This is a genomic window from Peribacillus sp. FW305-BF15, from assembly GCF_058783805.1.
This window is the reverse complement of the sequence record NZ_JBYSYV010000001.1, coordinates 340,128-364,554: the sequence shown is the minus strand read 5'-3', so window position 1 is coordinate 364,554 and position 24,427 is coordinate 340,128. Positions and strand designations below refer to the sequence as shown.

24 protein-coding genes are annotated in these 24,427 nt (G+C 40.9%); 22 read left to right on the top strand and 2 right to left on the bottom strand.

Annotated features, from left to right (window positions below; all coding sequences use genetic code 11):
• Nucleotides 1-159: transposase (locus tag AC3WLU_RS01660; protein ID WP_492596670.1), on the top strand; the 159-nt coding region annotated here is incomplete at its 5' end.
• Between the two features lie 129 nt (nt 160-288).
• Here AC3WLU_RS01660 and AC3WLU_RS01655 read toward each other — a convergent pair.
• Entirely contained in the window at nt 289-438 is a 150-nt protein-coding gene (locus tag AC3WLU_RS01655) for a YycC family protein (protein WP_082609358.1), read from the bottom strand.
• Nucleotides 439-763: 325 nt separating this feature from the next.
• Between AC3WLU_RS01655 and AC3WLU_RS01650 the strand changes: the two genes are divergently transcribed.
• Entirely contained in the window at nt 764-949 is a 186-nt protein-coding gene (locus AC3WLU_RS01650; protein ID WP_413003617.1) for a hypothetical protein, read from the top strand.
• Entirely contained in the window at nt 936-1,385 is a 450-nt protein-coding gene (locus tag AC3WLU_RS01645; protein ID WP_412993636.1) for a hypothetical protein, read from the top strand. Before AC3WLU_RS01650 ends, AC3WLU_RS01645 begins: the two co-directional genes overlap by 14 nt.
• Here the strand turns inward: AC3WLU_RS01645 and plsY are convergent.
• The gene (gene plsY, locus AC3WLU_RS01640) at nt 1,366-1,953 is read right to left on the bottom strand and encodes a glycerol-3-phosphate 1-O-acyltransferase PlsY (protein WP_034312400.1); all 588 of its coding nucleotides are present in this window, start codon (nt 1,951-1,953) and stop codon (nt 1,366-1,368) included. The genes AC3WLU_RS01645 and plsY overlap by 20 nt on opposite strands.
• Nucleotides 1,954-2,444: 491 nt before the next feature.
• On the opposite strand from plsY, the gene AC3WLU_RS01635 reads away from it, so the two are divergent.
• From AC3WLU_RS01635 to AC3WLU_RS01545, 19 genes are all read left to right on the top strand, one after another.
• Nucleotides 2,445-2,855, top strand: coding sequence for a CoA-binding protein (locus AC3WLU_RS01635; RefSeq protein ID WP_063576383.1), 411 nt, complete (start codon nt 2,445-2,447; stop codon nt 2,853-2,855).
• Nucleotides 2,856-3,237: 382 nt separating this feature from the next.
• On the top strand, nt 3,238-5,223 hold the full coding sequence (gene parE / locus AC3WLU_RS01630; RefSeq protein WP_048678600.1) for a DNA topoisomerase IV subunit B: 1,986 nt from the start codon (nt 3,238-3,240) through the stop codon (nt 5,221-5,223).
• Nucleotides 5,213-7,657, top strand: coding sequence for a DNA topoisomerase IV subunit A (gene parC / locus AC3WLU_RS01625; protein ID WP_412993639.1), 2,445 nt, complete (start codon nt 5,213-5,215; stop codon nt 7,655-7,657). The genes parE and parC overlap by 11 nt, the downstream gene beginning before the upstream one ends.
• Before the next feature lie 314 nt (nt 7,658-7,971).
• Nucleotides 7,972-9,567 carry a long-chain-fatty-acid--CoA ligase gene (locus AC3WLU_RS01620; RefSeq protein WP_492596661.1) on the top strand — a complete coding sequence of 532 codons (1,596 nt, stop codon included), beginning with the start codon at nt 7,972-7,974 and terminating at the stop codon, nt 9,565-9,567.
• Between the two features lie 45 nt (nt 9,568-9,612).
• Nucleotides 9,613-10,764, top strand: coding sequence for an acyl-CoA dehydrogenase family protein (locus AC3WLU_RS01615; RefSeq protein WP_034312386.1), 1,152 nt, complete (start codon nt 9,613-9,615; stop codon nt 10,762-10,764).
• 26 nt (nt 10,765-10,790) lie between these two features.
• Nucleotides 10,791-11,966 carry an acyl-CoA dehydrogenase family protein gene (locus AC3WLU_RS01610; protein ID WP_057277806.1) on the top strand — a complete coding sequence of 392 codons (1,176 nt, stop codon included), beginning with the start codon at nt 10,791-10,793 and terminating at the stop codon, nt 11,964-11,966.
• A 20-nt stretch (nt 11,967-11,986) separates the two neighbouring features.
• Nucleotides 11,987-12,751, top strand: coding sequence for an SDR family oxidoreductase (locus tag AC3WLU_RS01605; protein ID WP_057277805.1), 765 nt, complete (start codon nt 11,987-11,989; stop codon nt 12,749-12,751).
• Between the two features lie 18 nt (nt 12,752-12,769).
• Nucleotides 12,770-13,222, top strand: coding sequence for a MaoC family dehydratase N-terminal domain-containing protein (locus AC3WLU_RS01600; RefSeq protein WP_095678347.1), 453 nt, complete (start codon nt 12,770-12,772; stop codon nt 13,220-13,222).
• The gene (locus AC3WLU_RS01595; protein WP_492596660.1) at nt 13,219-13,620 is read left to right on the top strand and encodes a MaoC/PaaZ C-terminal domain-containing protein; all 402 of its coding nucleotides are present in this window, start codon (nt 13,219-13,221) and stop codon (nt 13,618-13,620) included. Before AC3WLU_RS01600 ends, AC3WLU_RS01595 begins: the two co-directional genes overlap by 4 nt.
• Nucleotides 13,621-13,754: 134 nt before the next feature.
• A complete protein-coding gene (locus AC3WLU_RS01590; protein ID WP_492596659.1) occupies nt 13,755-15,452 on the top strand; it encodes a sigma-54 interaction domain-containing protein in 1,698 nt (565 codons plus the stop codon).
• Between the two features lie 578 nt (nt 15,453-16,030).
• Nucleotides 16,031-16,456 carry a MarR family winged helix-turn-helix transcriptional regulator gene (locus tag AC3WLU_RS01585; protein WP_053534838.1) on the top strand — a complete coding sequence of 142 codons (426 nt, stop codon included), beginning with the start codon at nt 16,031-16,033 and terminating at the stop codon, nt 16,454-16,456.
• 312 nt (nt 16,457-16,768) lie between these two features.
• Nucleotides 16,769-18,409: an MFS transporter gene (locus AC3WLU_RS01580; RefSeq protein WP_492596658.1), complete on the top strand. Its 1,641-nt coding sequence runs from the start codon at nt 16,769-16,771 to the stop codon at nt 18,407-18,409.
• Nucleotides 18,406-19,038, top strand: a complete 633-nt coding sequence (locus AC3WLU_RS01575; protein ID WP_400449164.1) for an efflux RND transporter periplasmic adaptor subunit — start codon at nt 18,406-18,408, stop codon at nt 19,036-19,038. The genes AC3WLU_RS01580 and AC3WLU_RS01575 overlap by 4 nt, the downstream gene beginning before the upstream one ends.
• Before the next feature lie 43 nt (nt 19,039-19,081).
• The gene (locus AC3WLU_RS01570; RefSeq protein WP_057277798.1) at nt 19,082-19,612 is read left to right on the top strand and encodes an NAD(P)H-dependent oxidoreductase; all 531 of its coding nucleotides are present in this window, start codon (nt 19,082-19,084) and stop codon (nt 19,610-19,612) included.
• 12 nt (nt 19,613-19,624) lie between these two features.
• On the top strand, nt 19,625-19,987 hold the full coding sequence (locus tag AC3WLU_RS01565) for a hypothetical protein (RefSeq protein WP_492596657.1): 363 nt from the start codon (nt 19,625-19,627) through the stop codon (nt 19,985-19,987).
• Nucleotides 19,988-21,090: 1,103 nt separating this feature from the next.
• Nucleotides 21,091-21,954, top strand: coding sequence for a branched-chain amino acid ABC transporter permease (locus tag AC3WLU_RS01560; protein WP_034312368.1), 864 nt, complete (start codon nt 21,091-21,093; stop codon nt 21,952-21,954).
• A 28-nt stretch (nt 21,955-21,982) separates the two neighbouring features.
• Nucleotides 21,983-22,951 carry a branched-chain amino acid ABC transporter permease gene (locus tag AC3WLU_RS01555; RefSeq protein WP_231892262.1) on the top strand — a complete coding sequence of 323 codons (969 nt, stop codon included), beginning with the start codon at nt 21,983-21,985 and terminating at the stop codon, nt 22,949-22,951.
• Between the two features lie 2 nt (nt 22,952-22,953).
• Nucleotides 22,954-23,718, top strand: coding sequence for an ABC transporter ATP-binding protein (locus AC3WLU_RS01550; protein ID WP_063576371.1), 765 nt, complete (start codon nt 22,954-22,956; stop codon nt 23,716-23,718).
• Nucleotides 23,711-24,418, top strand: a complete 708-nt coding sequence (locus AC3WLU_RS01545; protein ID WP_063576370.1) for an ABC transporter ATP-binding protein — start codon at nt 23,711-23,713, stop codon at nt 24,416-24,418. The genes AC3WLU_RS01550 and AC3WLU_RS01545 overlap by 8 nt, the downstream gene beginning before the upstream one ends.
• Nucleotides 24,419-24,427 lie beyond the last annotated feature (9 nt).

Sequence of the window (24,427 nt, the reverse complement as noted above, 5' to 3'; positions counted from 1 at the left end):
ATTGAGCGTGTATTCGCAGATGCAAAAGAAAAGCATGGTATGCGTTGGACTACTTTAAGGGGACTTAAAAAATTGTCAGTGCAGGCGACGCTAACTTTCACTGCCATTCATTTAAAGAAGATGGCCAATTGGACATGGCGAGGTCCAAAAATGGCCTAACATGTGGGCTTGTAGAGCCGCAATCTCTTAACTTTAGGCGAAAATTCAAAGGGGATTTCAAAAGGGGTTCAGAATATTTTAATTCCGAACCCCTTTTGTCTACAAAATGATAGCTGCAGATTCCTGCAGCTATTTTGTATTGCCTTTTTCTTTTGCTTCAGCCTCGGCAAGCTTTTTCAGCAAGACTGGTGTAGGCATATGCATGATTTGCTCTAAAGGCAGATTTAGTGACTTGGATAACTTTAATGCAGTTTCCGGTGATATTTGCAATGGTTTCATGGCACTTTCTCCTATCGATATGTAATAACTAGTTCCAGTGTAGCCCCTGTTTAACAATTATTCAATCCTTACTTGACTCTTTCTCCACTAAACGAATTCCAAACGATTTATTCGTTTGGAAGTTAATGTAGAAATGACTCAGGCCCTTTTACCTTGACAAAAGAATCGTGTGGAGTCCAGAATGAAATATAAATAGACTGAAAGAATCACTTTTTTTGAGGGTAACCTGAATTAATTTCAATTAAACAGGTATAAAGAATCATATTTTATTGTCGGGTATAATGGATTAACTTTGTCGGGATTTACAAAATCCGGGGAGTGGGATATGGGTTTTCATAAAAGTGAAGCACTGGTTTCAAATGAAACAGATGGCATATTGGATGTAAGCAGTGAACAGGTGAAACTTCAGGTTAATATCATCGATTTAACGGAATACGATTTAAAGCTGTTCAATATTTTAGAGAGGCAATGCGTACCCCAGGTCGAGGGAGTTTTTGATGCCTTTTATTGAACTTAGCCATCGAGGCGGGCAGCTGAACATGGTAATGGATTTGCGGTTGTTTCGAGAGGTCAGGAAACTTGCTGGACAGACTAAAAAGTCGATAGCTGGAATAGATGAAATCGTGCAATCATCAAATGAATACATGAAAGATGTTGTTGATTCTGCCCTAAGTGTCAAAGAAGTGGTTCAAGCAGGTGAGAAGGAATCTGGATTAACGGAAAATTCCTTCAATGAAATAATCGGAATCATCAAAGGGAATATAATGGATTGCAGAAATGGAAATGACAATCCAGGGAAAAGTGTCAATCATCAAGGAAATCGGAGCGCTGCTGAAAAGGTTTCGAGGCATGCCTTACAAATGAATTGTAGAATGGAAAATAGGCCCTTGCATACGGGCCTATCTTCACATGGTAATGCACATGTTCTTATAACCATTTTACTTTAGGTTCAGTTTTATCGATAATCCGTTTGATGTTTGCGCGATGCCGGTAAAAAATGAAGATCGTTATTAAACTGATTACAATAATGAGCGGTAAATCTTTAATATGAAAAACTAAACTGTAGATGAGAGCAAGTAGACAAGCAATCATGGATGAAAGCGAGACATATTTGGATATGTATAAGGATATAAAGAAAATGATGACGGCAAAGACAAAAAACCATGGTTCATAAGCAAGAATGACACCAGCAGAAGTTGCCACGGCTTTTCCGCCCCGAAAGTTTGCAAAAATGGGAAACATATGACCGACTACCGCAATAACTCCGGCTAGCAATAAATGCATTTCCACGCCTAGCATATACGGCAGATAAGTTGCTAGGGTACCCTTAAGTATATCCATGATAGTAACGGTTAGTCCTGCCTTGACACCAAGTGTCCTGAAGGTATTTGTCCCACCTAGATTTTTACTGCCATGCTCCCGGATGTCGATTTTGTAAAATGTTTTACCGATTATTAAACCGGACGGAATCGAACCGATCAGGTAGGCAGCCAGTATAGTGATAAATGTAAGCATTCTATTACCCTTTCTTTAAGAAAAATCTTCTTTTTTTATCACGTTTAAGGAAGATTGTTCCCTTTTTCAAAAATAAACGTGTAGAAATAGCTAAAAACAGCCCTGAAATACCTGTTAAGCTTCTCTTATTGTAACATTTTCGTGACAAAATGGTACGGCTGTCCAAAAAAAATCCACTAAAAAAATGAATTTTCCTTGATGGACCTACATCTTTTGATATACGTTAAGTTCATGAACGGTAAAAGGTTTAGACTTCCTTATTTTCGTAAATATATAATGAACGATGCCTCCTTGTATAAATTGTTACAATACGTGGTAGTCTGTATGAACATAAGAAAGTTAAGTGAGTCATGCCTTTTCTAAACTTATTCTTTCTTGTATAATGATTTTTCTTAATAATGGTAATAAAAAGCTTTTCTCTGTAAAATACCTTTGTTAGGAATACTCTTTAATCAAATATTACATTTTATTATAAAAGGGGATTGAAAAGAATGATAGAAAATCCAAGCAGGGAAGAAATGGGAAAGATGTTGAAAAAATCGAAGCGCATCGCTGTCGTCGGTTTATCTGATAACCCTGAGCGCACTTCTTATATGGTATCGAAGGCCATGCAGGATAGCGGATACGAAATCATCCCGGTAAACCCTGCTGTAGCTGAAGTGCTGGGTGTAAAGGCAGTAAAAGCCCTGAAAGATATTGAAGGGCACGTCGATATCGTCAATGTTTTCCGCCGTTCAGAGTTCCTTCCGGAGATAGCCAAGGAATTTGCAGAAATCGATGCAGATATCTTTTGGGCGCAGCTAGGAGTGGAAAATGAAGAAGCCTATAATTTCTTGAAAGAAAAAGGACATACTGTCATCATGAATCGATGTATAAAAGTCGAACACGCCCTTACTAAGTAAAATGAAGAGCGGAACTTCCGCTCTTTTTTTAAGGTATCGCTTTATTTCTGGAGAAAAACTGAAAGGCAGCCATAGCGGGCATTGAGCGGTCGGGCAAAATTAAGCCATTAAAGCTTAATTTGATTTAAATATGAAAGTATATTTGCCAAATGAAAATTTACCGCTACAATTAGAATGGTAGCTATGATACGTTTTGTTCCAAACAAATGTGCTAACGCTAATAAAAAGGACAAAAAAATAGAACACTTGTTCTTTGTTCATGAAAGTATTATACTTGTTATAATGATAATAACGTATTAATGGATTTGTTAAGCTAGTGAGTCATTTCATTGCAGTATGATTTGGCCCGGAAATTGTGTTTAGTAAGGAAAGGGGAATTTCTGTGGCAAAGAAAGTAAAAACAATCGAGTACAATGATGATGCAATTCAGGTACTGGAAGGACTCGAAGCGGTCAGAAAACGTCCCGGTATGTATATCGGCAGTACTGATGCACGCGGACTTCATCATTTAGTGTACGAGATTGTAGATAACTCCGTAGATGAGGCTTTAGCTGGATATGGAGACCAAATTAGTGTGAAAATACATAAAGATAACAGTGTAAGTGTATCCGATAAAGGGCGTGGAATGCCTATTGGCATGCATAAATTAGGTAAACCGACGCCTGAGGTCATTTTAACGATTCTTCATGCTGGAGGTAAATTTGGACAAGGCGGATATAAAACGAGCGGAGGCCTTCATGGAGTCGGTGCTTCGGTCGTTAACGCGTTGTCTGAATGGCTTGTCGTGACAATCAAGAGGGACGGGTTCATATACGAACAACGTTTTTTCAATGGAGGAAAGCCAGAAACCACACTGGAGAAAATCGGCAAAACAAATCAAGCTGGGACCAAAATCCACTTCAAGCCTGATCCTAAAATATTTTCGGTGACGACTTTTAATTATGAGATCCTGTGTGAGCGCCTTCGCGAATCAGCTTTTCTTTTAAAAGGCATGAAGATAGAATTGACGGATGAGCGTAACGACCATAATGAAATTTTTCACTATGAAAATGGCATTGAAGCGTTTGTTGATTATTTAAATGAAGAGAAAGAGACACTCCATAGTGTAGTCAGCTTAGAAGGGGAACAAAATGGGATCGAAGTCGAACTTGCCTTTCAATTCAACGATGGTTATTCAGAAAATATTCTAAGCTTCGTGAATAACGTTCGTACAAAAGATGGAGGCACCCATGAGATTGGTGCAAAAACGGCCATGACACGGGCATTCAATGATTATGCCAGAAAAATGGGGCTATTAAAGGAAAAAGATAAAAACCTCGAAGGTACCGATATACGTGAAGGCTTGTCTTCAATCATTTCAGTGCGCATCCCTGAAGAACTTCTTCAATTCGAAGGACAAACCAAAAGCAAACTTGGAACCAGCGAAGCCCGTTCTGCAGTCGATTCCATCGTATCAGAGCACCTAGCCTACTTTTTTGAAGAAGACCCGACCACAAGTACCCTATTGGTTAAAAAAGCGATTAAAGCGTTCCAGGCAAGGGAAGCGGCACGCAAAGCCCGTGAAGACGCAAGAAGCGGGAAGAAACGGAAAAAATCCGATGCCATCCTTTCCGGGAAATTAACACCGGCCCAATCGAAAAATCCCGAACGAAATGAATTGTATCTTGTAGAAGGTGACTCTGCTGGGGGATCCGCTAAACAAGGGCGGGATCGCCGTTTCCAAGCAGTTCTACCTTTGCGGGGTAAAGTTATCAATACGGAAAAGGCAAAACTGGCGGATATTTTTAAGAACGAGGAAATAAATACGATCATCCATGCCATCGGCGGAGGTGTCGGGGCGGAGTTCAATACGCCGGACACTAACTATGATAAAGTGATCATCATGACTGATGCAGATACGGATGGGGCCCATATCCAAGTGCTGCTGCTGACTTTCTTTTACCGATATATGAAGCCGTTAATAGAGTCAGGAAAGGTTTACATTGCCTTGCCCCCTTTATATAAAGTGAGCAAAGGGACAGGGAAGAAAGAAGTCATTGAATATGCTTGGAGCGATGAGGAGCTCCAGGGAGCGATAGACAAGGTGGGGAAAGGCTATATGATTCAGCGCTATAAAGGGCTGGGTGAGATGAATGCCGATCAATTATGGGATACCACCATGAACCCGGAAACAAGGACATTGATACGTGTGAAGATCGATGATGGAGCACGTGCAGAAAGACGTGTGACAACTTTGATGGGAGATAAGGTTGAACCGCGTCGTAAGTGGATTGAAGCCAATGTCGCTTTTGGTCTCGAAGAGGAATCGAATATTTTAGATAATGAAAATATGTCGATTGAAGAGGAGGTCATTAACGATGGTATTTGAAGAAACGTTTCGGGATTTGCCGCTTGAAGAGGTAATTGGTGACCGCTTCGGCCGTTATAGTAAATATATTATCCAAGATCGGGCACTTCCTGATGCAAGGGACGGCTTAAAACCGGTGCAGCGCAGGATATTGTATGCGATGCATGTCGAAGGAAATACTCAGGAAAAAGGATTCAGGAAATCCGCAAAAACGGTCGGTAATGTAATCGGTAACTATCACCCTCACGGAGATTCATCCGTTTATGAGGCAATGGTTCGGATGAGCCAAGACTGGAAGCTGCGGAAGGTCATGGTCCAAATGCACGGAAACAATGGTAGCATTGATGGTGATCCGCCTGCTGCGATGCGGTATACGGAAGCGAGGCTTTCATCGATTGCCTCCGAGATGCTGCGGGATATTGAAAAAAGGACGGTCGATTTTGTACCGAACTTTGATGATACTTCAGAAGAGCCCATTGTATTGCCTGCAATGTTCCCTAACCTGCTTGTAAACGGCTCTACAGGAATTTCAGCCGGCTATGCCACTGAAATCCCGCCACATCAACTAGGTGAAGTCATTGATGCTGCCATTATGCGAATCGATAAGCCGGAAGCGACAGTCGCTGATTTAATGACTGTCATTAAAGGGCCGGATTTTCCTACTGGCGGTATCATTCAAGGAATTGAGGGCATTCGTAAGGCCTATGAAACAGGTAAAGGGAAAATAATCATTCGCGGGTTGGCGGAAGTGGAAACGATTCGGGGCGGCAAACAGCAAATCGTCATCACTGAAATCCCATATGAAGTCAATAAAGCAAACCTTGTTAAGAAAATGGATGAATTCCGTCTAGACCGGAAAGTGGAAGGTATCGCCGAAGTAAGGGATGAGACCGACCGTACAGGACTGCGCATTGTCATCGAACTGAAAAAAGAAGCAGATGCAAATGGAGTCCTGCATTATTTATATAAAAATTCCGATCTCCAAATTGCCTACAATTTCAATATGGTTGCAATTTATAAAAAGCGGCCAACATTGATGAGCCTGCCTAAAATGCTCGATGCTTATATCGAACACCGTAAAGAGGTAATCGTGAACCGTTCACGTTATGAGCTGCAAAAGGCACATGACAGGGCACATATCGTCGATGGATTAGTGAAAGCTTTATCCATATTAGATGAAGTCATCGCTGTCATCCGGGCATCTAAAGACAAACGGAACGCTAAAGATAACCTCATAGCTAAATTTGCTTTTACAGAAGCGCAAGCTGAAGCCATTGTCTCCTTGCAGTTATATAGGCTGACAAATACGGATATTACAGCACTTGAAGCAGAGGCAGCGGAATTGAAGGACAAAATTGAGGAATTGACAAAGATTCTTGGCAGTGAAAAGGTTCTTCTTCAAGTTATTAAAAAAGAACTTCGATTCATTAAAAAGGGCTTTGACGACGGACGTCGTTCCAAAATCGAAAAAGAAATTGAAGAAATCAAAATAAATCTTGAAGTCTTGATTGCGAGTGAAGACGTAATGGTTACCGTGACGAAAGAAGGCTATGTCAAACGGACATCGTTACGATCTTATGCAGCGTCAGGAGGGCTTGATTTTGGCATGAAGGATTCCGATCGCCTGCTCCAGAGGCTGGAGATGAATACAACAGATGTCCTGTTGCTGTTCACGTCCAAAGGGAACTACCTCTATTGTCCAGTTCATCAGCTTCCTGATATTCGCTGGAAGGAAACCGGTCAGCATATCGCTAACATCATACCAATCGACAGGGAAGAGCAAATCATAAAAGCGATTCCAATCAAAGATTTTACCATGCCGGAATTCTTAGTTTTCATCACGAAAAATGGTATGGTGAAAAAGACAGAATTAGCTTCCTATAAAGCTCAGCGTCATTCAAAACCGCTGGTGGGTGTCAATTTAAAAGGTGACGATGAACTGGTCGATGTCCATCATACGAATGGACAGGCTGACCTTTTCCTAGTCACTCATAATGGCTATGGTTTATGGTTTGATGAAGAAGAAGTAAGTGTTGTCGGTGTCCGGGCAGCAGGAGTCAAAGGGATTAATTTGAAAGAAGATGACTATGTCATTGGCGGAAAGGTTTTGGCCAAGGATAGTAAAGAATCGATCTTTATCGTTACACAGCGCGGGGCCATAAAGAAAATGAAATTAACCGAGTTTGAAAAAACGAGCCGGGCAAAACGCGGTGTCGTGGTCTTGAGGGAATTGAAATCGAATCCTCATAGGGTCATTGGTTTCGATATCATTAACAAAACCGACAGTCTATTCATTCTTTCCGAAAAGGGAACCATTGAAACGATACATGCCGCTTCATTAAAAAATCATGATCGATATACGAATGGATCATTTGTTTTTGATGAAACGGTTAGTGGAAAAGCGAAAGAATTATGGAAAATATCATTGGAAGATGACACCGCCATGGAGCAGTGAATCATTTTTTTGAACGGGATGCTGACCTTGATCAGCATCCCGTTTTATTTTCCTGAAAATGATCAGTATATCCACAGGCCAGCACTACAGTTGGGTCTTTATACGAAAGCAATGTCTTAATTCAAAAATGACTTATTGAGTCAAATTTAAATCCTAGTATTATGAACCTAAAATTATTAAGAACGCAGCAAATAATTCAATTTTGAATTTTAGCATTAACTGAATCAACGTATCAAAACGATTTATTTTTGGCACACTCCTTGCATGTTGTTAGTATGACTTCTTTATTTTTGAATGAAGAAAGGGGAGGACAAATGGATAGACCTTGGATAAAGCATATCCCGTCCGGAAATCCAATAGAGATTGAAATTCCTGAAATTTCATTGACAGAACTATTTTTTCAATCAGTCGAACAGTATTCGGATAATACAGCGGTAACGTTCATGGAGAAAAGGTATACATATTCAGAGTTGGGGAAGTTAGTGAAAAAATGTGCCCGCTTGATTGCTGATGAAGGGATTGGAAAGGGAGATCGTGTGGCTATCATGCTTCCTAATTGTCCCCAATATCCAATTGGTTTTTTTGGAACTCTTTTGAATGGTGCCATTGTTGTCCAAATCAATCCAATGTATAAGGCGAACGAATTAATGCATGTCCTGAAAGATTCAGGTGCAAGGCACATCATTGTACTCGACGATTTATTGCCCATAGTTGAAGCTGTCATAGCTGAAACCGATGTTGAAAAGGTGTTGAGCGTGTCGCTGGAAAAGGGCAAATGTGAAATGACAAAAAAACTGCTATCTGTTACAGAGGCGGATTTCACTGTGGAGATTGAACCTGCTAGAGATGTCGCCGTCCTCCAATATACTGGAGGAACGACAGGGCGTTCTAAAGGCGCGATGCTAACCCATCGTAATATCGTAGCCAATACGCTGCAAAGTGCTGCCACTTCAAGAATCAATACTCAAAAGGGGAAGGAAAGGGTACTGGGCGTTTCCCCATTATTTCATGTTTACGGCATGACTTCAGGGATGAACCTGACGTTTTATAATGGCGGGGAATTAATTCTTGTATCCCGATTTCAGGTAACGGAGATCGTCGATATTATCACTAATCTTAAACCGACTATTTTTCCAGGGGTACCGACGATGTATATTGCTTTATTACAATATTATCAGTCCCATCCATTTGATTTGCATACATTGACATCTTGCGTTTCGGGTTCGTCACCATTGCCATTGCATGTATTGTCAAGGTTTAACGAACTTAGTGGAACAAAGATTGCTGAGGGCTATGGACTGTCCGAGGCGTCACCAGTCACGCACCGGAATCCAGTCAGCGGCCTGCAAAAACCAGGAAGTATCGGGATTCCGATACACAATACGGATGCCGCCATAATTGACAGCATTACAGGAGAGCCAGCCCTCTTGGTTGATACACCAGGTGAATTGGTCATAAAGGGTCCACAGGTAATGAAAGGTTATTGGGGCATGCCTGAAGAGACGAAGAAGACGATTCAAAACGGATGGCTGCATACCGGTGATATGGCCAAGATGGATGAAGATGGCTTCTTTTACATTGTGGGACGGAAGAAAGAGATGATCATCGCAGGTGGATTCAATATTTATCCAATTGAAATTGAAGATATACTATACAGCCACCCTAAGGTTCTGGAAGCTGCCGTCTTTGGCGTTCCCGATCAATATCGCGGTGAAACGGTACATGCAGCGGTAGTTCTAAAACCAAGTGAAAGAATAACTGAAAACGAATTGAAGGATTATTGCCGAAAGCAGCTCGCTGCCTTCAAGGTCCCAAAAGCAATCACATTTGAAAGTGAACTTCCGAAGACGGCGGTCGGTAAAATTTTAAAACGCAAGCTTCAAGAAAAACATATCGCTCATTCGAACTAAATATGTAAGCGTTAACAACCAATTCGCAGATAAAGGGGAATGCAAATGGACTTTCGCTTGGATGAAGACATCCTGCTACTTAAAGAAAATATACGCCAGTTTATCGAGGAACAAATCGATCCATTTTCCATGCAGATAGAGGATGAAGATCATATCCCGGAATCCATCATAAATTTATCGAAGGAAATCGGGCTATTCGGACTTAGTATCCCGGAAAGGTATGGCGGACTCGGAATCGGGATGGTGGGAAAATGTGCTTTATATGAGGAAATCGGTAAAACACATAATGGATATACCACTCTGATTGGGGCTCACACCGGTATAGGGACGGTAGGGATAGTTGAAATGGGCAATGAAATGCAAAAGGAAAAATATCTACCAGATATGGCAAGCGGTAATAGAATTGGCGCTTTTGCTTTAACTGAGCCTGCAGCGGGGTCCCATGCTACGAATCTCAAAATGACGGCGGTCAAAAATGGCGATAAATATATTTTAAATGGTACCAAGCATTATATAACGAATGCAGATGTAGCAGATATTTTTACAGTTATGGCCGTTACGGACAAAGATAAAGGGGCGAAAGGGATCACCTCATTCATAGTAGAAAAGGATTTTCCGGGTTTTAGAGTTGGTAGCCTGGAAAGGAAGATGGGTCTTCGAGGCTCACATTCGGCCGAATTATTTTTTGAAGATTGCGAGGTTCCTGCTGAAAATGTACTGGGGGACGTCGGCCAAGGGTATGTAAATGCCTTGAAAATCCTTGCAAATGGCCGGGCAGGCCTTGCTGCCCGTAATTTGGGGTCCTGTCAATATCTGCTCGATCTTTCTACCAAATATGCCACAGAACGTGAACAATTCAATGTCCCGATCATTGATCATCAAGCCGTGTCCCATATGATTGCCGAGATGGCAATGGAAATAGAAGCACTTCGCTCATTCACATACAGGGTCGCATGGATGGTCGATCAGAAAGAAAAAATCATTAAAGAAGCGGCCATGCTTAAGTTGTATGGTTCGGAAGTATATAATCGTATCGCTGATAAGGCCGTACAGATTCATGGCGGGATGGGATACATGAAGGATTATCCAGTTGAACGTTTCTATCGGGATGCCCGAATCACCAGAATATATGAAGGTACGTCCGAAATCCAAAAAAATATCATTACCGGACAATTGAAGAGAAAATATCAAAACTAGTCTAATTGGAAAGCGGAGGGGTTAATATGGATTTACGACTATCAGATGAACAAAAAATGGTACAAAAAACAATACGCAAATTCGTGGAAAATGAATTGATTCCATTGGAAAATGAAGTGCTTCGCAATGAAATGGCAGGGAAACCTAGTTTACCAGAGGGGACATTGAAAGATTTACAGGAAAAAGCAAAAAAAGCCGGATTTTGGGGCATCAATACCCCGGAGGAATATGGCGGGGCAGACCTAGGTCAGCTCATGATGGCAATTGTCTTGATGGAAGTGTCAAAAACGTTTGTACCATTCAGTTTTGGAGGTTCGGCTGATAACATCCTTTATTATGCAAATGAAGAACAGAAACAGAAATATCTGATCCCTACTATTAATGGTGAGAAAAAGTCCTGTTTTGCCATGACGGAGCCGGGGGCTGGGTCCGATACGCGAAATATTAAAATGACGGCAGTAAAAGAAGGAAATGAATGGGTGCTTAACGGAGAAAAAACATTCATCACTGGAGGAAATGATGCCGATTTCGTCATGGTCATTGCCGTAACTGACAAAGAACGTCATCAAGCAACCGGGACGGAAGGGGTAACCTGTTTCATTGTAGACCGTGATATGGGCTGGAGATCAGAATATATCAATACGATGGGAGAATGGGGACCGGCCGGTTTAGTTTTTGATAATGTCAGGGTACCCGAAGAAAACATCTTGGGGGAAGTGCATGGCGGTTATAAACTAGGCTTAGAATGGATTGGGTTTGCAAGATGGATCGTGGGCGCACGTGCTGTCGGTTCTGCGGAAAGATTGCTGCAAATGGCTATAGAATACGCTAAAGAACGAGTAACTTTCGGTAAACCGATCGCTGAGCGCCAGGCCATTCAATGGCAGATAGCTGATTCCGCTGTAGAGATTGAAGCCGCAAGATGGCTTGTATTGAATGCGGCTTTTACACTTGATAATGGAGAAGACAACCGCCATTTAGCTTCAATGGCTAAACTCTATGGAGCCAATATGGGGAATCGGGTCGTTGATCGTGTATTGCAGATTCACGGTGGCATGGGCTATACGAAGGAGCTTCCCATCGAACGCTGGTACCGCGAAGCCAGGCTTTGGAGGATTTATGATGGTACGGATGAAATACAGCGTATGATCATTTCCCGAAATTTGATTAAGGGACATGTTAAAGTAGGGCAATTTTTATAATAGATTAGGAGGAGACGATTATGACAGGGAGATTTTCAGGGAAAACAGCTTTAGTTACAGGTGGAAGCAGGGGGATTGGCCGGGCGATCGTCGAACTGTTTGCCAGTGAAGGCGCAAACGTAGCGATTATTGATATCAACGAAGAGGTTTTGACAGCAACAGGAAATGAACTAAGGGATAAGGGGTATACCATTTTTACCAAAGTGGCCAACGTGGTCAATCCAGAAGAGGTGGAAGCATCGATAAAAGAAATAGCCGACACATTCGGATCCCTTGATATTCTCGTGAATAATGCTGGGGTCATCCGGGATAATTTACTTTTTAAAATGACCGATTCTGATTGGCAGACGGTAATGGATGTGCATTTAAAAGGTACTTTCAATGCAGTACGTGCCGCCCAGAAGCATATGGTTGCAAATAAGTACGGAAGAATCATCAATATATCATCCACTTCGGCCCTTGGGAACCGCGGGCAGGCTAATTATTCAGCCGCAAAAGCTGGGCTTCAGGGGTTAACAAAAACACTGGCGATTGAACTTGGCAAATATGGGATAACGGCTAATTCGGTTGCACCAGGCTTTATCGAAACCGAAATGACGAAAGAAACAGCTAGGCGGGTGGGAGTGAGTTTTGAACAATTCATCCAGGATAGGGCAAACAGTATTCCAGTTGCCAGAAGCGGTTTGCCAAGTGATATTGCTCATGCTGTTGCATTCTTTGCCGATGAGGCATCCTCATTCATTAGCGGGCAGGTTTTATATGTTGCGGGCGGTCCGAAAAATTAAGGGAAAAGGCGGGATGTTATGTTCAACGAAAGTATTGGAAAACGATCCAACCCCGTTAAAAATATAGTTGAACGGGGAGCCGTTAAAAAATTCGCATTATCGATTGGTGATCCCCACCCGATTTTCATTGATGAAGAAACAGGCAGGCAATCAAGGTACGGTACGAATATCGCTCCACCAACTTTCCCAAGGGTCTTTGATTTTGGGACGATTGAAAGCTTAAATCTCCCGAATAAAGGCTTGATTCACGGTGAGCAGGTTTATCGCTATAACAGGCCGCTTAAGGTAGGGGAAGAAATCACCTGTTATACGGAAGTGAAAGACTATTATGAGAAAAAAGGGAAACAAGGGGAAATGGGATTTCTAGCCTTTAAAAATTATGGGACGGATGTAAATGGGGAAATTGTCTTCACTGCTGAACAGCTTGTCATTTTAAATGAAACGATCAGAAGGATGGTGATGAGTAAGTGACGACATTAACCGAACTTCATATTGGTGACTCGTTACATTCCATCGAGCTTGCACCTGTAACACGACTAGACCTCATTAAATATGCCGGCGCATCAGGTGATTTCAATCCCATTCATACCATTGATGAGGAAGCAAAAAATGCTGGTCTTCCAGGTATCATCGCACATGGAATGTGGACGATGGGAAACCTCGCAAAGCTATTCAGTAATCTTTATGAAATTGGATTTATCGAAGAATACAAAATTCGTTTCAAAGGGATGGTTTTCTTGAATGATGTCATAACTCTTCAAGCGGATCTAAAAGGAAAAAATGGGAATAGATATTTTTTCAACGTAGCGGCCACTAACCAGTCAGGTAAGGAAGCGATCAGTGGAGAGGTTATTTTTAAGACTTACTGAGGTAAAGTAGTGATGAAAATTATTTCATCACTACTTTTTTTAGGAGCGAAATTCGACAATTTTAAAGGAGTTTCGAAAATTATCCAGAATTGTACTTAAAAAGAATTCTTTTTGCGGCGGTGAGGTGAATAGTAATGAATCAAGTGAAACAGGATTCTCAGCTTAATTTGCTCAAAGAGTGGACCTTTCCTGCACTAGTCGTGGATTCTGCAAATCGGATTAAGGATTGGGGAAACTATTTTAATCAATTGTTAAGCCAGGATGGTAATCATATATTAACCGAACAATTCGATGAGTGGCAATTTCTCGATAATAAAAGGCTTGCAGCTGCAAGGCTGCATGATAAACGGTATTTATTTTTATTAATGAAACAAATGGATGCTGACAATATTCTTTATATAGGCAGGGAAACGGAATTTTTGGATGATTTACTGATTGATGCTCATGAGACGGATAAATTGAATCGCGCACTCGATGCAATAATCGAAAATTCCTATGATGGAATATACATCACCGATCAAGATGGAATCACGCTTTATACCAATTCGGCAATTGAACGGATCACAGGCATACCAAAAGAGTACTATATCGGCAAATCTGTGGACCAATTGATTAAACGCGGCATACTGAATGCGTCGGTGACTCATAAGGTAGTGAAGCTGAGACGAACGGTATCAGTCGTACAGGATAATTTTGCGGGAAAGGAAACATTGATAACAGGGAGTCCCGTTTTTAATGCAGAAGGGGAAATAGAGCAAGTCGTTACGAATATAAGGGATTTATCTGATTTAAATGAACTGATGCATGAGTTGACGAAAGCTAATGAACTGAATCATCAATATAAGCAGGAAATTGAGAAACTGCGGAAGATAACGAGCAAAGATGGAGTCGTATTCGTCAGTGATAAAATGAAAATGATTTATGAGATAGCAGAAAGAATATCGGATATTGATGCGACAGTACTCATACTGGGAGAAACGGGTGTTGGAAAGGATGTCCTTGCCCGCAATATCTATAATCGGAGCATCCGGTCTAAAAAAGGAGACTTCATCAAAATAAATTGCGGGGCAATTCCAGCTGATTTATTGGAATCCGAGCTCTTTGGATATGAAGGAGGGGCATTTACCGGAGCCAATCAAAAAGGAAAACCAGGGATGTTTGAGCTTGCAGAGAGTGGTATCCTATTCCTGGATGAAGTCGGTGAGCTTCCCCTGCAACTTCAGGTGAAGCTGCTCCGGGCCCTTCAGGAAAGGGAGATTCAAAGAATCGGAGGTACAAAACCAAAGAAAATCGATGTTCGCATAATAGCAGCCACGAACCGAAATCTTTCGGAAATGGTCAAATCGGGTGATTTTCGTGAAGACCTCTTTTATAGGTTGAATGTCATTCCGATTACGATTCCTCCTCTAAGGGAAAGAAGAGAGGATATCTTGGCATTGACTGACTTGTTTTTAACAAAAGCAAACGAACAATATAAATTCTCAAAAGAAATAGATTCGCGGTTGAAGGAATATTTTTATCAACATGATTGGCCAGGAAATGTCCGTGAATTGATTAATATTGTGGAAAGGCTCGTCGTGCTGACGGATAATCGAATATTATCGATTAACGACCTTCCGGAAGAATATCAGCCGGAAAATCGGAATCAACCGAACCTCAATGCTACCTTAACTTTAAAAGAAGCGGTGGAAAGAGCCGAAAAGGAAATTTTGACGAAAGCGGCTCAAACCTACCAAACTACATATGAAATAGCAGAAGCCCTGGAATCCAGTCAGGCAACAATCGTGAGGAAACTTAAAAAATATCGATTAAAGGTCAGTGGAAAAGAATAGATGAGTTTGAACTGTACCTCCCAATGTTAGAAAATGGGAGGTACAGTTTTTTTGACTGATTATACGAGTGGCGAAAATTCAATAAAAAAATATAAATTGAATGTGAACCAAAGACGAAAAGATAAAATAGAATGGAGCAGCGGTGTCCAACCTAGATTCACCAGGTGTAAACACCTTTGGCTAGAGGACGGTCTTACTGAGAAACCAGTCTGCTCGATCAACAAATTTATTAAAGTTCCGATGAATAGGAGGAAAAGCCGATTTATACAGGTGAGGAAGAATATGTAAAGTTAAAGAATTAATTTATCAACACTGATTTTCGCCCGAACCTTCAGAATGTCAGAGACAAACAGAGGAATTTATCAATAAGATATCTGATTAAATCCTATTCAATATATTGATTTAAATGGGTTTATTAAAGCTTTAAAACTTGGTAAGCCATTGAAAATCATGTATATTGTTTTTATACACATACAAGGGTAGTGGATCATTTTAATTGGAAAATATATATAAAGAGCCAGCTTCACAGTTCAGCCTAATTATTTTTCAAGTAAATCACTAGAAGGGAGATATAGAATTTGGACTCACTCCAGTTAATTGAATATGACATAGCCCTGCTTGTACGTCTAACAACATCCCCGAGTAGACAAATAGGCAACCTAGATCGATCCGAGTTTTTATTGCTAAGTGAATTGGATAAGCATGGGCCACTAGGCATTAATGAATTGTCAGACCAATTGAGACTGAATGTGTCTACCGCAAGTCGCCAGGTTGCCGCTATGGAGTCAAAGGAATTCATTCGCCGTTATCCAGATCCGAAAAACGGACGAATCAGCTTAATTGTCATGACGAAAGAAGGGCAAGAAATATTACATAATGCTCAGAAGTCTCGTCAAGAAAGATTATCCGATATTCTTAAAGACTGGTCAGAGGAAGATTTAAACGTTCTTCAGAGGAATTTAACACGTTTGAATCAGGATATTAAGAACTGGAAACAAAGATAATCCGAATTTTGATAAGCAGAACCAGTAAAGTTTATTACATATTTTAATGAACCTTTTCATGAAAAAGCCTAATTCAAATGTTCTTATTTGAATTAGGCTTTTTCATTTTTCCGTGTTATAGGATTGTTTGGGTAATATTTTTATTGCTATATTTTATATATGTTGTATAATACAAATTGTAAATAGCAAGTTTGGGTATGTTGCATGTTTAACTGCTCAATATGAATGGATGGTGAAGACCTTTTTCTTTTAAAAATATTAAGGAATGGAATTTGACATTCAAAATTAGCTTAGAAAGAAAGGGGGAATTATATGAATTCACAAAATAATGTATTGAGTGGCGAGATGAAGAAACCCCTCTTGCCGGAATATGTGCTCATGTCTCTATTAACGTTATTTTCATTTGGGCCTCAATACTTTACAAGTCTTTCCTACATCTTGAATCAAATCGTTATTCAAAATGGACTTAACTTAAGTACACACGTTATGTTACTTCCATCCATTTGCTCAAATATGGCTTTTTCGTTAGGTCTCCCATTTGGACGTATCCTTCCCATGAAATATGGAATAAGAAAAATTTATCTTACTTTCATTTTCATATTCCTTGGGGGAACGATCATCAATATTCTATGCTGGGGGATCATTCCGCTCACCATTGGCAGATCACTCCAAGGTTTAGGGGCAGGTGTATTGTTTCTGACAATCCTACCGCTTAGTTTAAGGTCTTACCCAAACAAGGTGCGGAATCTGTTTATATTGTTTGCGATAGGTGGTTTATTTGGTTGCAGCGCGGTAGGTGCATTTGTTGGATCCTTATCTTTAAGTATTTCAGAGTGGCGATGGATATTCTTGTTAAATATTCTCTCATCCCTCATTTGCCTTGTAATAGGGTTCAGGATATTACCCAAAACGAAGCCAGAGTTAAACTCAGGAACGACGAAACATAACATGAAAGGAATTTTCTTATTCACTTTATTAATATTGGACTTGATTTTCCCGCTGTATAACTTACAAGAACACGGCTTTACATCAAATCAGGTTTGGCCATTTTTTGTGATTGCTCTTCTATTGGCGTTATTGTTCATAGCGGTTGATTTTAATGCTGTTGATCCCTTTATTCCAATCCGATCATTGTGGTCAGCAAAAACAGTTTCAGGAACAATTATGGCTTTAACTGCTCATATTGCTCTTATCGTCTCGATTGCAGGAGCTAATGGGTTTTTGCTTAACATTCTTGATCCTCCATTCATATACCTTACGTATTTTTATTTGTGGTTTTTTGTTGGCTTTTTGGCGTCTGGCACCATCTGTACTTTGCTGTATGACAAATGGGGTGCAGGCAGGCTGGGAATGGTAGGATCCATCATCATCATAATGATCAGTATTCAATGGAGATCAATGGGAACCGAGGTTTCTTTAACGGCAATAAATGTTCAAATGGCTTGTATAGGCGTAGGCGTAAGCATGGTGCTATTATCAGGGGCATTGGGAACAGCACTAGCAGGTGACATTCACAAGGCAGTACTACGGTCATCATCCCTGCATTCAATGAGAAATTTATTTGGTTCAATTGCTGGACCAGTACTAGGATGGTTCGCTTATCGAATGCATGCGATTCACTATGAAGATGTTCGAGGGGAAATATCTCTATTGAATCCCGAAACTAACTCAGAGATGGCCGGATTGGTCCGCAATTATATCAATAATGGACATACACTGACAGAGGCAAAAAGCATGGCTTATTATTCAATGGTTGAGAATAGTCAAAAAGGTGCGCTTCTAGGTGCTTACCATGATTTATTTACCATTCTCCTGGTATTAGGCATAATCATGTTGTTAGCTTCCATCGGAAAGGCTGTAACGGGCAAAGGAAGGTCGCTAGTGCAGAAAGAGCAGCACATTTTACTTCCAGCACCATTGGAAAAAACGAATAAAAAGGGGAAATACGTATGAGTAAAGGTCGTTTAATAATTGCCAATATTTTAGGTATTCTTGTTGTAATTGCTTTGCTAGCAGGCGGTGCCTACTTTTATTATCAAAATGAGAACTTTGTTAAAACCGATGATGCGAAGGTATCTGCAGACATGGTTCAAATTGTAGCACCAGCTTCTGGTATGCTCAAAGATTGGAATATTAAAGAGGGTAAAGATGTTACAAAAGGAAAGGCAATAGGAACAATTGATGAAGAAGGTCAAGCCGTTTCCATAAAGTCTACCATGGAGGGAACGATTATTAAAAATGGAGCAGGAAATGACCAGCTAGTACAAGGTGGCCAAGTGCTAGCTCAAGCTGCAGACCTCAAGCATTTATACATTACAGCTAACATCAAGGAAACAGATTTAAAGGATATTGAAAAAGGCGATTCAGTGGATATAAACGTAGATGGCGATACCGACGTAACTTTCGAAGGAAAAGTTGAAGAAATCGGCTATGCTACTAAATCTGTATTTTCGTCTTTACCAGAGTCGAATACGGGCAATTTCACAAAGGTCACTCAAAAAGTTTCTGTTAAAATCTCAATTATGAATCCATCTGCCAAAGTACTTCCTGGTATGAATGCTAAAGTTAAAATCTCGTTGTAGATGAAAATTCGCATCAATGCAACCAAGAGGAGTGGGAAATTTTATGAAAATCTATGTAGTCTATGATAGTGAAGGTGAACATACAAAGGCACTGGCATATTCAATAGCGGAAGGGGCTCAAGAAGTGTATGGTGCAGAAGTGCATATAGATCATGTGGATCAGGCAGATGTATATAAGCTATCAGAAATGGATGCGATTGTGTGGGGATGTCCTGGACATTTCGGGACGATTAGCTCTGGATTAAAAGCTTGGATAGATAAATTAGGGTTCTTATGGGCAGAAGGTAAGCTGATAAACAAAATTGGTGCTGTATTTTGTACGACTGCTACCGTCCATGGAGGATTAGAAGCAACGATGCTTAACCTCATTACTCCAATGCTTCACCAAGGGATGATTATCGTCGGCTTACCTGGTAATGTTCCAGAAAATGCTTTATATGGATCATATTACGGGGTAGGGGTGTCCTGTCCTGTTGATAGTACAGATTTGCTTCCTAAGCAAGCCCAAGAGTTAGGAAGAGCTTTAGGAAAACGTGTAGCGGAAGTCACACAAACTCTAACACATGTACAGTAAGGGGTTGGTCAGATGGTGACCATTATTGCTTGCATAGGATTGGCTATGGCTGTTATTGGGGGATTGTTCAAGATTAATTTCTGGTCAACTTCAAAGGAAGAGATGGCACGTGAAACGGTTATAAACGAAACTGGTAAGGAAGCCATCCATTCACCTGACAAATCTGAATTGTTTCCAGAGGAGACTCTAACTGCTTCCGTTGGGCAGGTTAAGCACATGAACGATCAGGCCTACCGCCAAGCCCTTCAATGTTTCCAGGATACGACGCAGGAAGATTTAAACATCAAGGGATTGGCTATGAAGGATGAAGAATATAGAAAAGCGTTAAAAACCATGAATCGTAAGTGTGACAATGAAAAAAACGGAGAAGTGTAGAAAAAACCTAAGGATGAACTAACTCTAAAAAGTGAGGTAACATTAAATCGTGAGTTAAGTACAACTGCAAGGTAACGGTTCTTAGACATTATAAATGCGTGACCCATTCGATCGGTAAGAGATTTGAGGATTAACAATAATTTACTAGCTGATCTCCGTGGTAAAAGCAAATAAGGAGATCTTGACGAAAGCGGCTTAAACCTACCAAATTACCATGAAATTGGAGAAGCGCTTGATTCCTCAGGCAACAATCGTGAAGAAACTTAAAAAATATCGAGGTCGTGTAAATGATAGGTAAGTATGAGCAGCACCTCCAATTTTGGAAATTATCCAAAATTGGAGGTGCTGTCTTTTTGACTGAATTCCTAATTATATTTACACGTTTTTGGGGGATGACGGGCTTTATTACCTTAGAAAATTATTGGTTCTTAGGTAGTGTTCTTTTACATTATCCGCCTGCTAATATGTGAAATGATGGAAGTTATAAACGGGATTTTTTGGTTCCTTTCCATTTTAATTTTTTTTGATTCAGAAATGATTTTTTCAGTCAATAGTGAATGAAGGACATCCCGTATGGAACCGATACTTTTGAGATTTTACAATTCAATAATGAATTCACAGACTGGTTAATAGCCTTATTGAAGGTGATTTAATGTTTGGCACGGCACTTGCATTATTATCTGGAAATTAATCTGGATCTGGAAATTAATCTGGATCTGGAAATTAATCTGGATCTGGAAATTAATCTGGAAATTATTCTGCGGAATGATTCTCCTATGGAAGGTGCGAGGTGAAAGGGGTGAAAAAACCAGACGGCCACCATGTATAAACCAAAAAATGGAATCATTGGCTTTCCCTAAATACAGCTTGTCTGCACGATCGTTACGCACGAAAAAATGAAAGCGCTAACAAGGAATGCCTAAGCTATTTCTATAGGCGGAGAATAAAGTGAATTAAAGCTTATTGGCCATTCCTGAGATGTTGATGCTATGGGAGAGTATGTGAAAATGTTTTTTAATACAGATGTGTGCTTTTAAAATATGGACAGGATTGTGAGCCAGGAACAGCAAAGTGAAATTCATTAATTTTCAAGGAGGAAATAAATGGAAATTTTGATCCAGCAGCTTTTTAATGGTTTGACGATTGGCAGCGTATATAGTCTCGTTGCACTGGGATTGACGCTAGTATATGGAATTTTGCATATTCCGAACTTTGCACACGGTGCCCTATATATGTTGGGAGGATATATCACGTTGTCAATGATGACATTATATGGGGTCAATTACTGGATGGCCATGTTCGTATCCATTATCGTTGTTGGTTTGTTGGGAGTCCTTTTGGAACGTTTCGTGTTCCGCCTGTTAAGGGAGGCACCTCCGTTGCACGATAAGATTGCAGCCATCGGCATTCTCCTTTTTCTTGAAGCTTTTGCCCAATTTGTCTGGGGTGCCGACTTCCATACTATGACTTCTCCATATGGTCAAGTCGTCAATATCCTGGGACTGACGTTCACACTTCAGCGATTATTGATCATCGTGTCAGCTATCGCAGTGATGGTTTTACTTTACCTTTTCCTAAAGAAAACTTATGCCGGTTCGACGATAATTGCAATGTCCCAAAGCCGTGAAGGGGCGTCATTAGTCGGAATTAACATTAATAAAGTCGCGATGCTTACCTTCATGATATCGGGGGGATTAGCAGCCATTGCTTCATCCCTTGCATCACCGATTAATCTTGTTTTTCCCGGCATGGGGCATTTAGTCATCCTAAAAGCCTTCGTCATAATCATATTGGGTGGGATGGGCAGCATCCCGGGGGCGATCGTAGGTGGATATATCCTAGGTTTCAGTGAGAGCCTGGGTGCAACTTATATTTCAAATGATTATAAAGACATCATTGCATTTATACTTTTAGTCATCATATTAACGGTGAAACCAACAGGTCTTTTTGCAAAGGGGGAGAGGTAGTGTGAGGATATTAACGAAAAGAAATGGGATTATCGCTCTTATCGTCTTTGCTTTTTCATTCCCCTATATCGCGCAAAACGATTATTATCTCCATATGCTGACACTTTCGTTCATCTGGGCGATAGCTGTTTATGGAATCAATTTATTATCAGGCTATACTGGGTATCTCTCGCTTGCACATGCTGGATTTTTTGCGATTGGAGCGTATTCTCTTGGCCTGCTCACAGTAAAAGCGGGAATGAACTTTTGGCTGGCACTAATATGTGCATGTTTAATCACATGTGCCATTGGGTTTTTAATCGGTTTGATTGCGCTAAGGACAAAGGAACACTTTTTCGCGATTTATACCCTATGTGTGGGTTACATCATTTATCTGGTGATCGATAAATGGGAAGGACTTACAGAGGGGGTTAGGGGATTGATCGGGATCCCTGCTCCTGGGAATATAGGGCCGATCACATTCGATACTGCAGCATCCCAATATTATCTAGTTCTCATTTTCCTGCTTGCAGTGATTTTAATCGTGTATCGAATTATACGCTCGTTGACCGGCAGAACGTATATGGCCATCAGGAACAGCGAGGACCTTGCACAAACAATTGGTATATCCACAATGAAGAATAAGTTAACCGCATTTGTCCTATCCACATTCTTCGCAGGTTTGGCAGGTGCCTTGTATGCTTCATTCATCCGTTTCATTGGACCTGATATCGGATCAACCGCCATCATGTTCGATCTATTGATGTATTTATTGGTTGGTGGAATCGGCACACTTTCAGGTCCATTGGTAGGAACATTATTATTAGTAATCCTGTCGCAGAATCTGCAATTCCTTCAAGAATATCGAATGTTGATATTCGGACCATTACTTACGGTGATCATTATCTTTTATCCGCGCGGAATCGCAGGGGCCTTCTTTGATTGGCAAAGAAAGCGAAAAGATAATGCGCTGTCCGGGGTTAGGGGCGAATTGCACATAAAAGCTGAGGAGGGATGAATTTGCTAATCGAAACTAAGAATTTGACAAAGCGTTTCGGAGGATTGGCGGCCGTCAATAATGTGGATTTTTCAATTGAAAAAGGTAGAATCAATGCAATAATCGGGCCAAATGGTGCAGGGAAATCCACTTTTTTTAACTTGATCAGTGGCTTTCATCGACCGACTTCCGGGACGGTCCTTTTTAAAGGGATTGATATCACCAAACTTCCTGCCAATGAAATTGCGGGGCTCGGAATTTCAAGAACCTTTCAAACGACAAGCCTTTTCGATCAATCGACCGTGTTGGATAATGTCATTGTCGGTCATAGACTGCGAACAAAATCCAATTTGGTGGATGCCATTCTAAGAACAAAACGTTTAAAACGGGAGGAAGCGGCTTGCAGGGATAAGGCTATGGAGGTGCTTGATATTGTCGGATTAACGGAATCGGCTGACAGAATGGTCTCGAACATCTCACAGGAGGAAAAGAAACGGACAGCCATTGCCCTAGCCCTAGCGACAGAACCGGAAATCATCTTTCTTGATGAACCTGCTGCGGGAATCAACCCGGATGAAACGGAAGGCTTGACAGAACTGATTAAAAAATTGAATAGATCGGGACTGACCGTTTGTTTAATCGAGCACAAAATGCATATGATCATGAACTTGGCAGACCACATCATGGTCCTTAATTACGGAGAAAAAATTGCCGAGGGCACTCCTAAGGAAATCCGCGGAAATGAAGCGGTCATTAAAGCCTATTTGGGAGGGAGTGCCAGTGCTTAAGTTAACAGATGTCGCCGTGAATTATGGAAGTTTCACTGCGATAAACCATGTGAATATCGAAGTTGCTGAGGGAGAAATCGTTGTTTTGCTAGGAGCTAATGGGGCAGGAAAAAGCACGACTTTTCGTTCCATAAGCGGAATCAGTAAGCTTTCCAAGGGGGAAATCCATTTTCAAGGCATGCCGATAGGGGGCCGTGCCCCGGATAAGAATGTTCGGGAGGGGATCGTTCAGTGTGCCGAAGGACGTAAACTGTTTCCACAGATGACCGTTCAGGAAAATCTGCGGATGGGTGCCTATGTGCATCGAAAGAAAAAAGCGGAGATCAAGGATTCCTTGGAATACGTCTATCACTTATTCCCGATTTTAAAAGAAAAGCATCATGATGAAGCGGGGAGCCTGAGCGGCGGCCAACAGCAAATGCTCGCAATTGGAAGGGCTTTGATGTCAAAACCGAAATTGTTGATGCTTGATGAGCCATCGGTGGGACTCGCTCCACTCATTGTCGAACAAATGTTTCAAGTCATTGAAGAAATAAACCGCGAAGGAATCACGGTTCTGCTTGCTGAACAAAACGCGAATGCTGCCCTAAGCATTGCAGATAAAGGATATGTTTTTGAAAATGGGGAAATTGTCGTTCAAGGAACAGCAAGTGAGTTATTAGCCAATGATGAAGTAAGGAAAGCGTATATTGGGGCCTGAATAAATTGA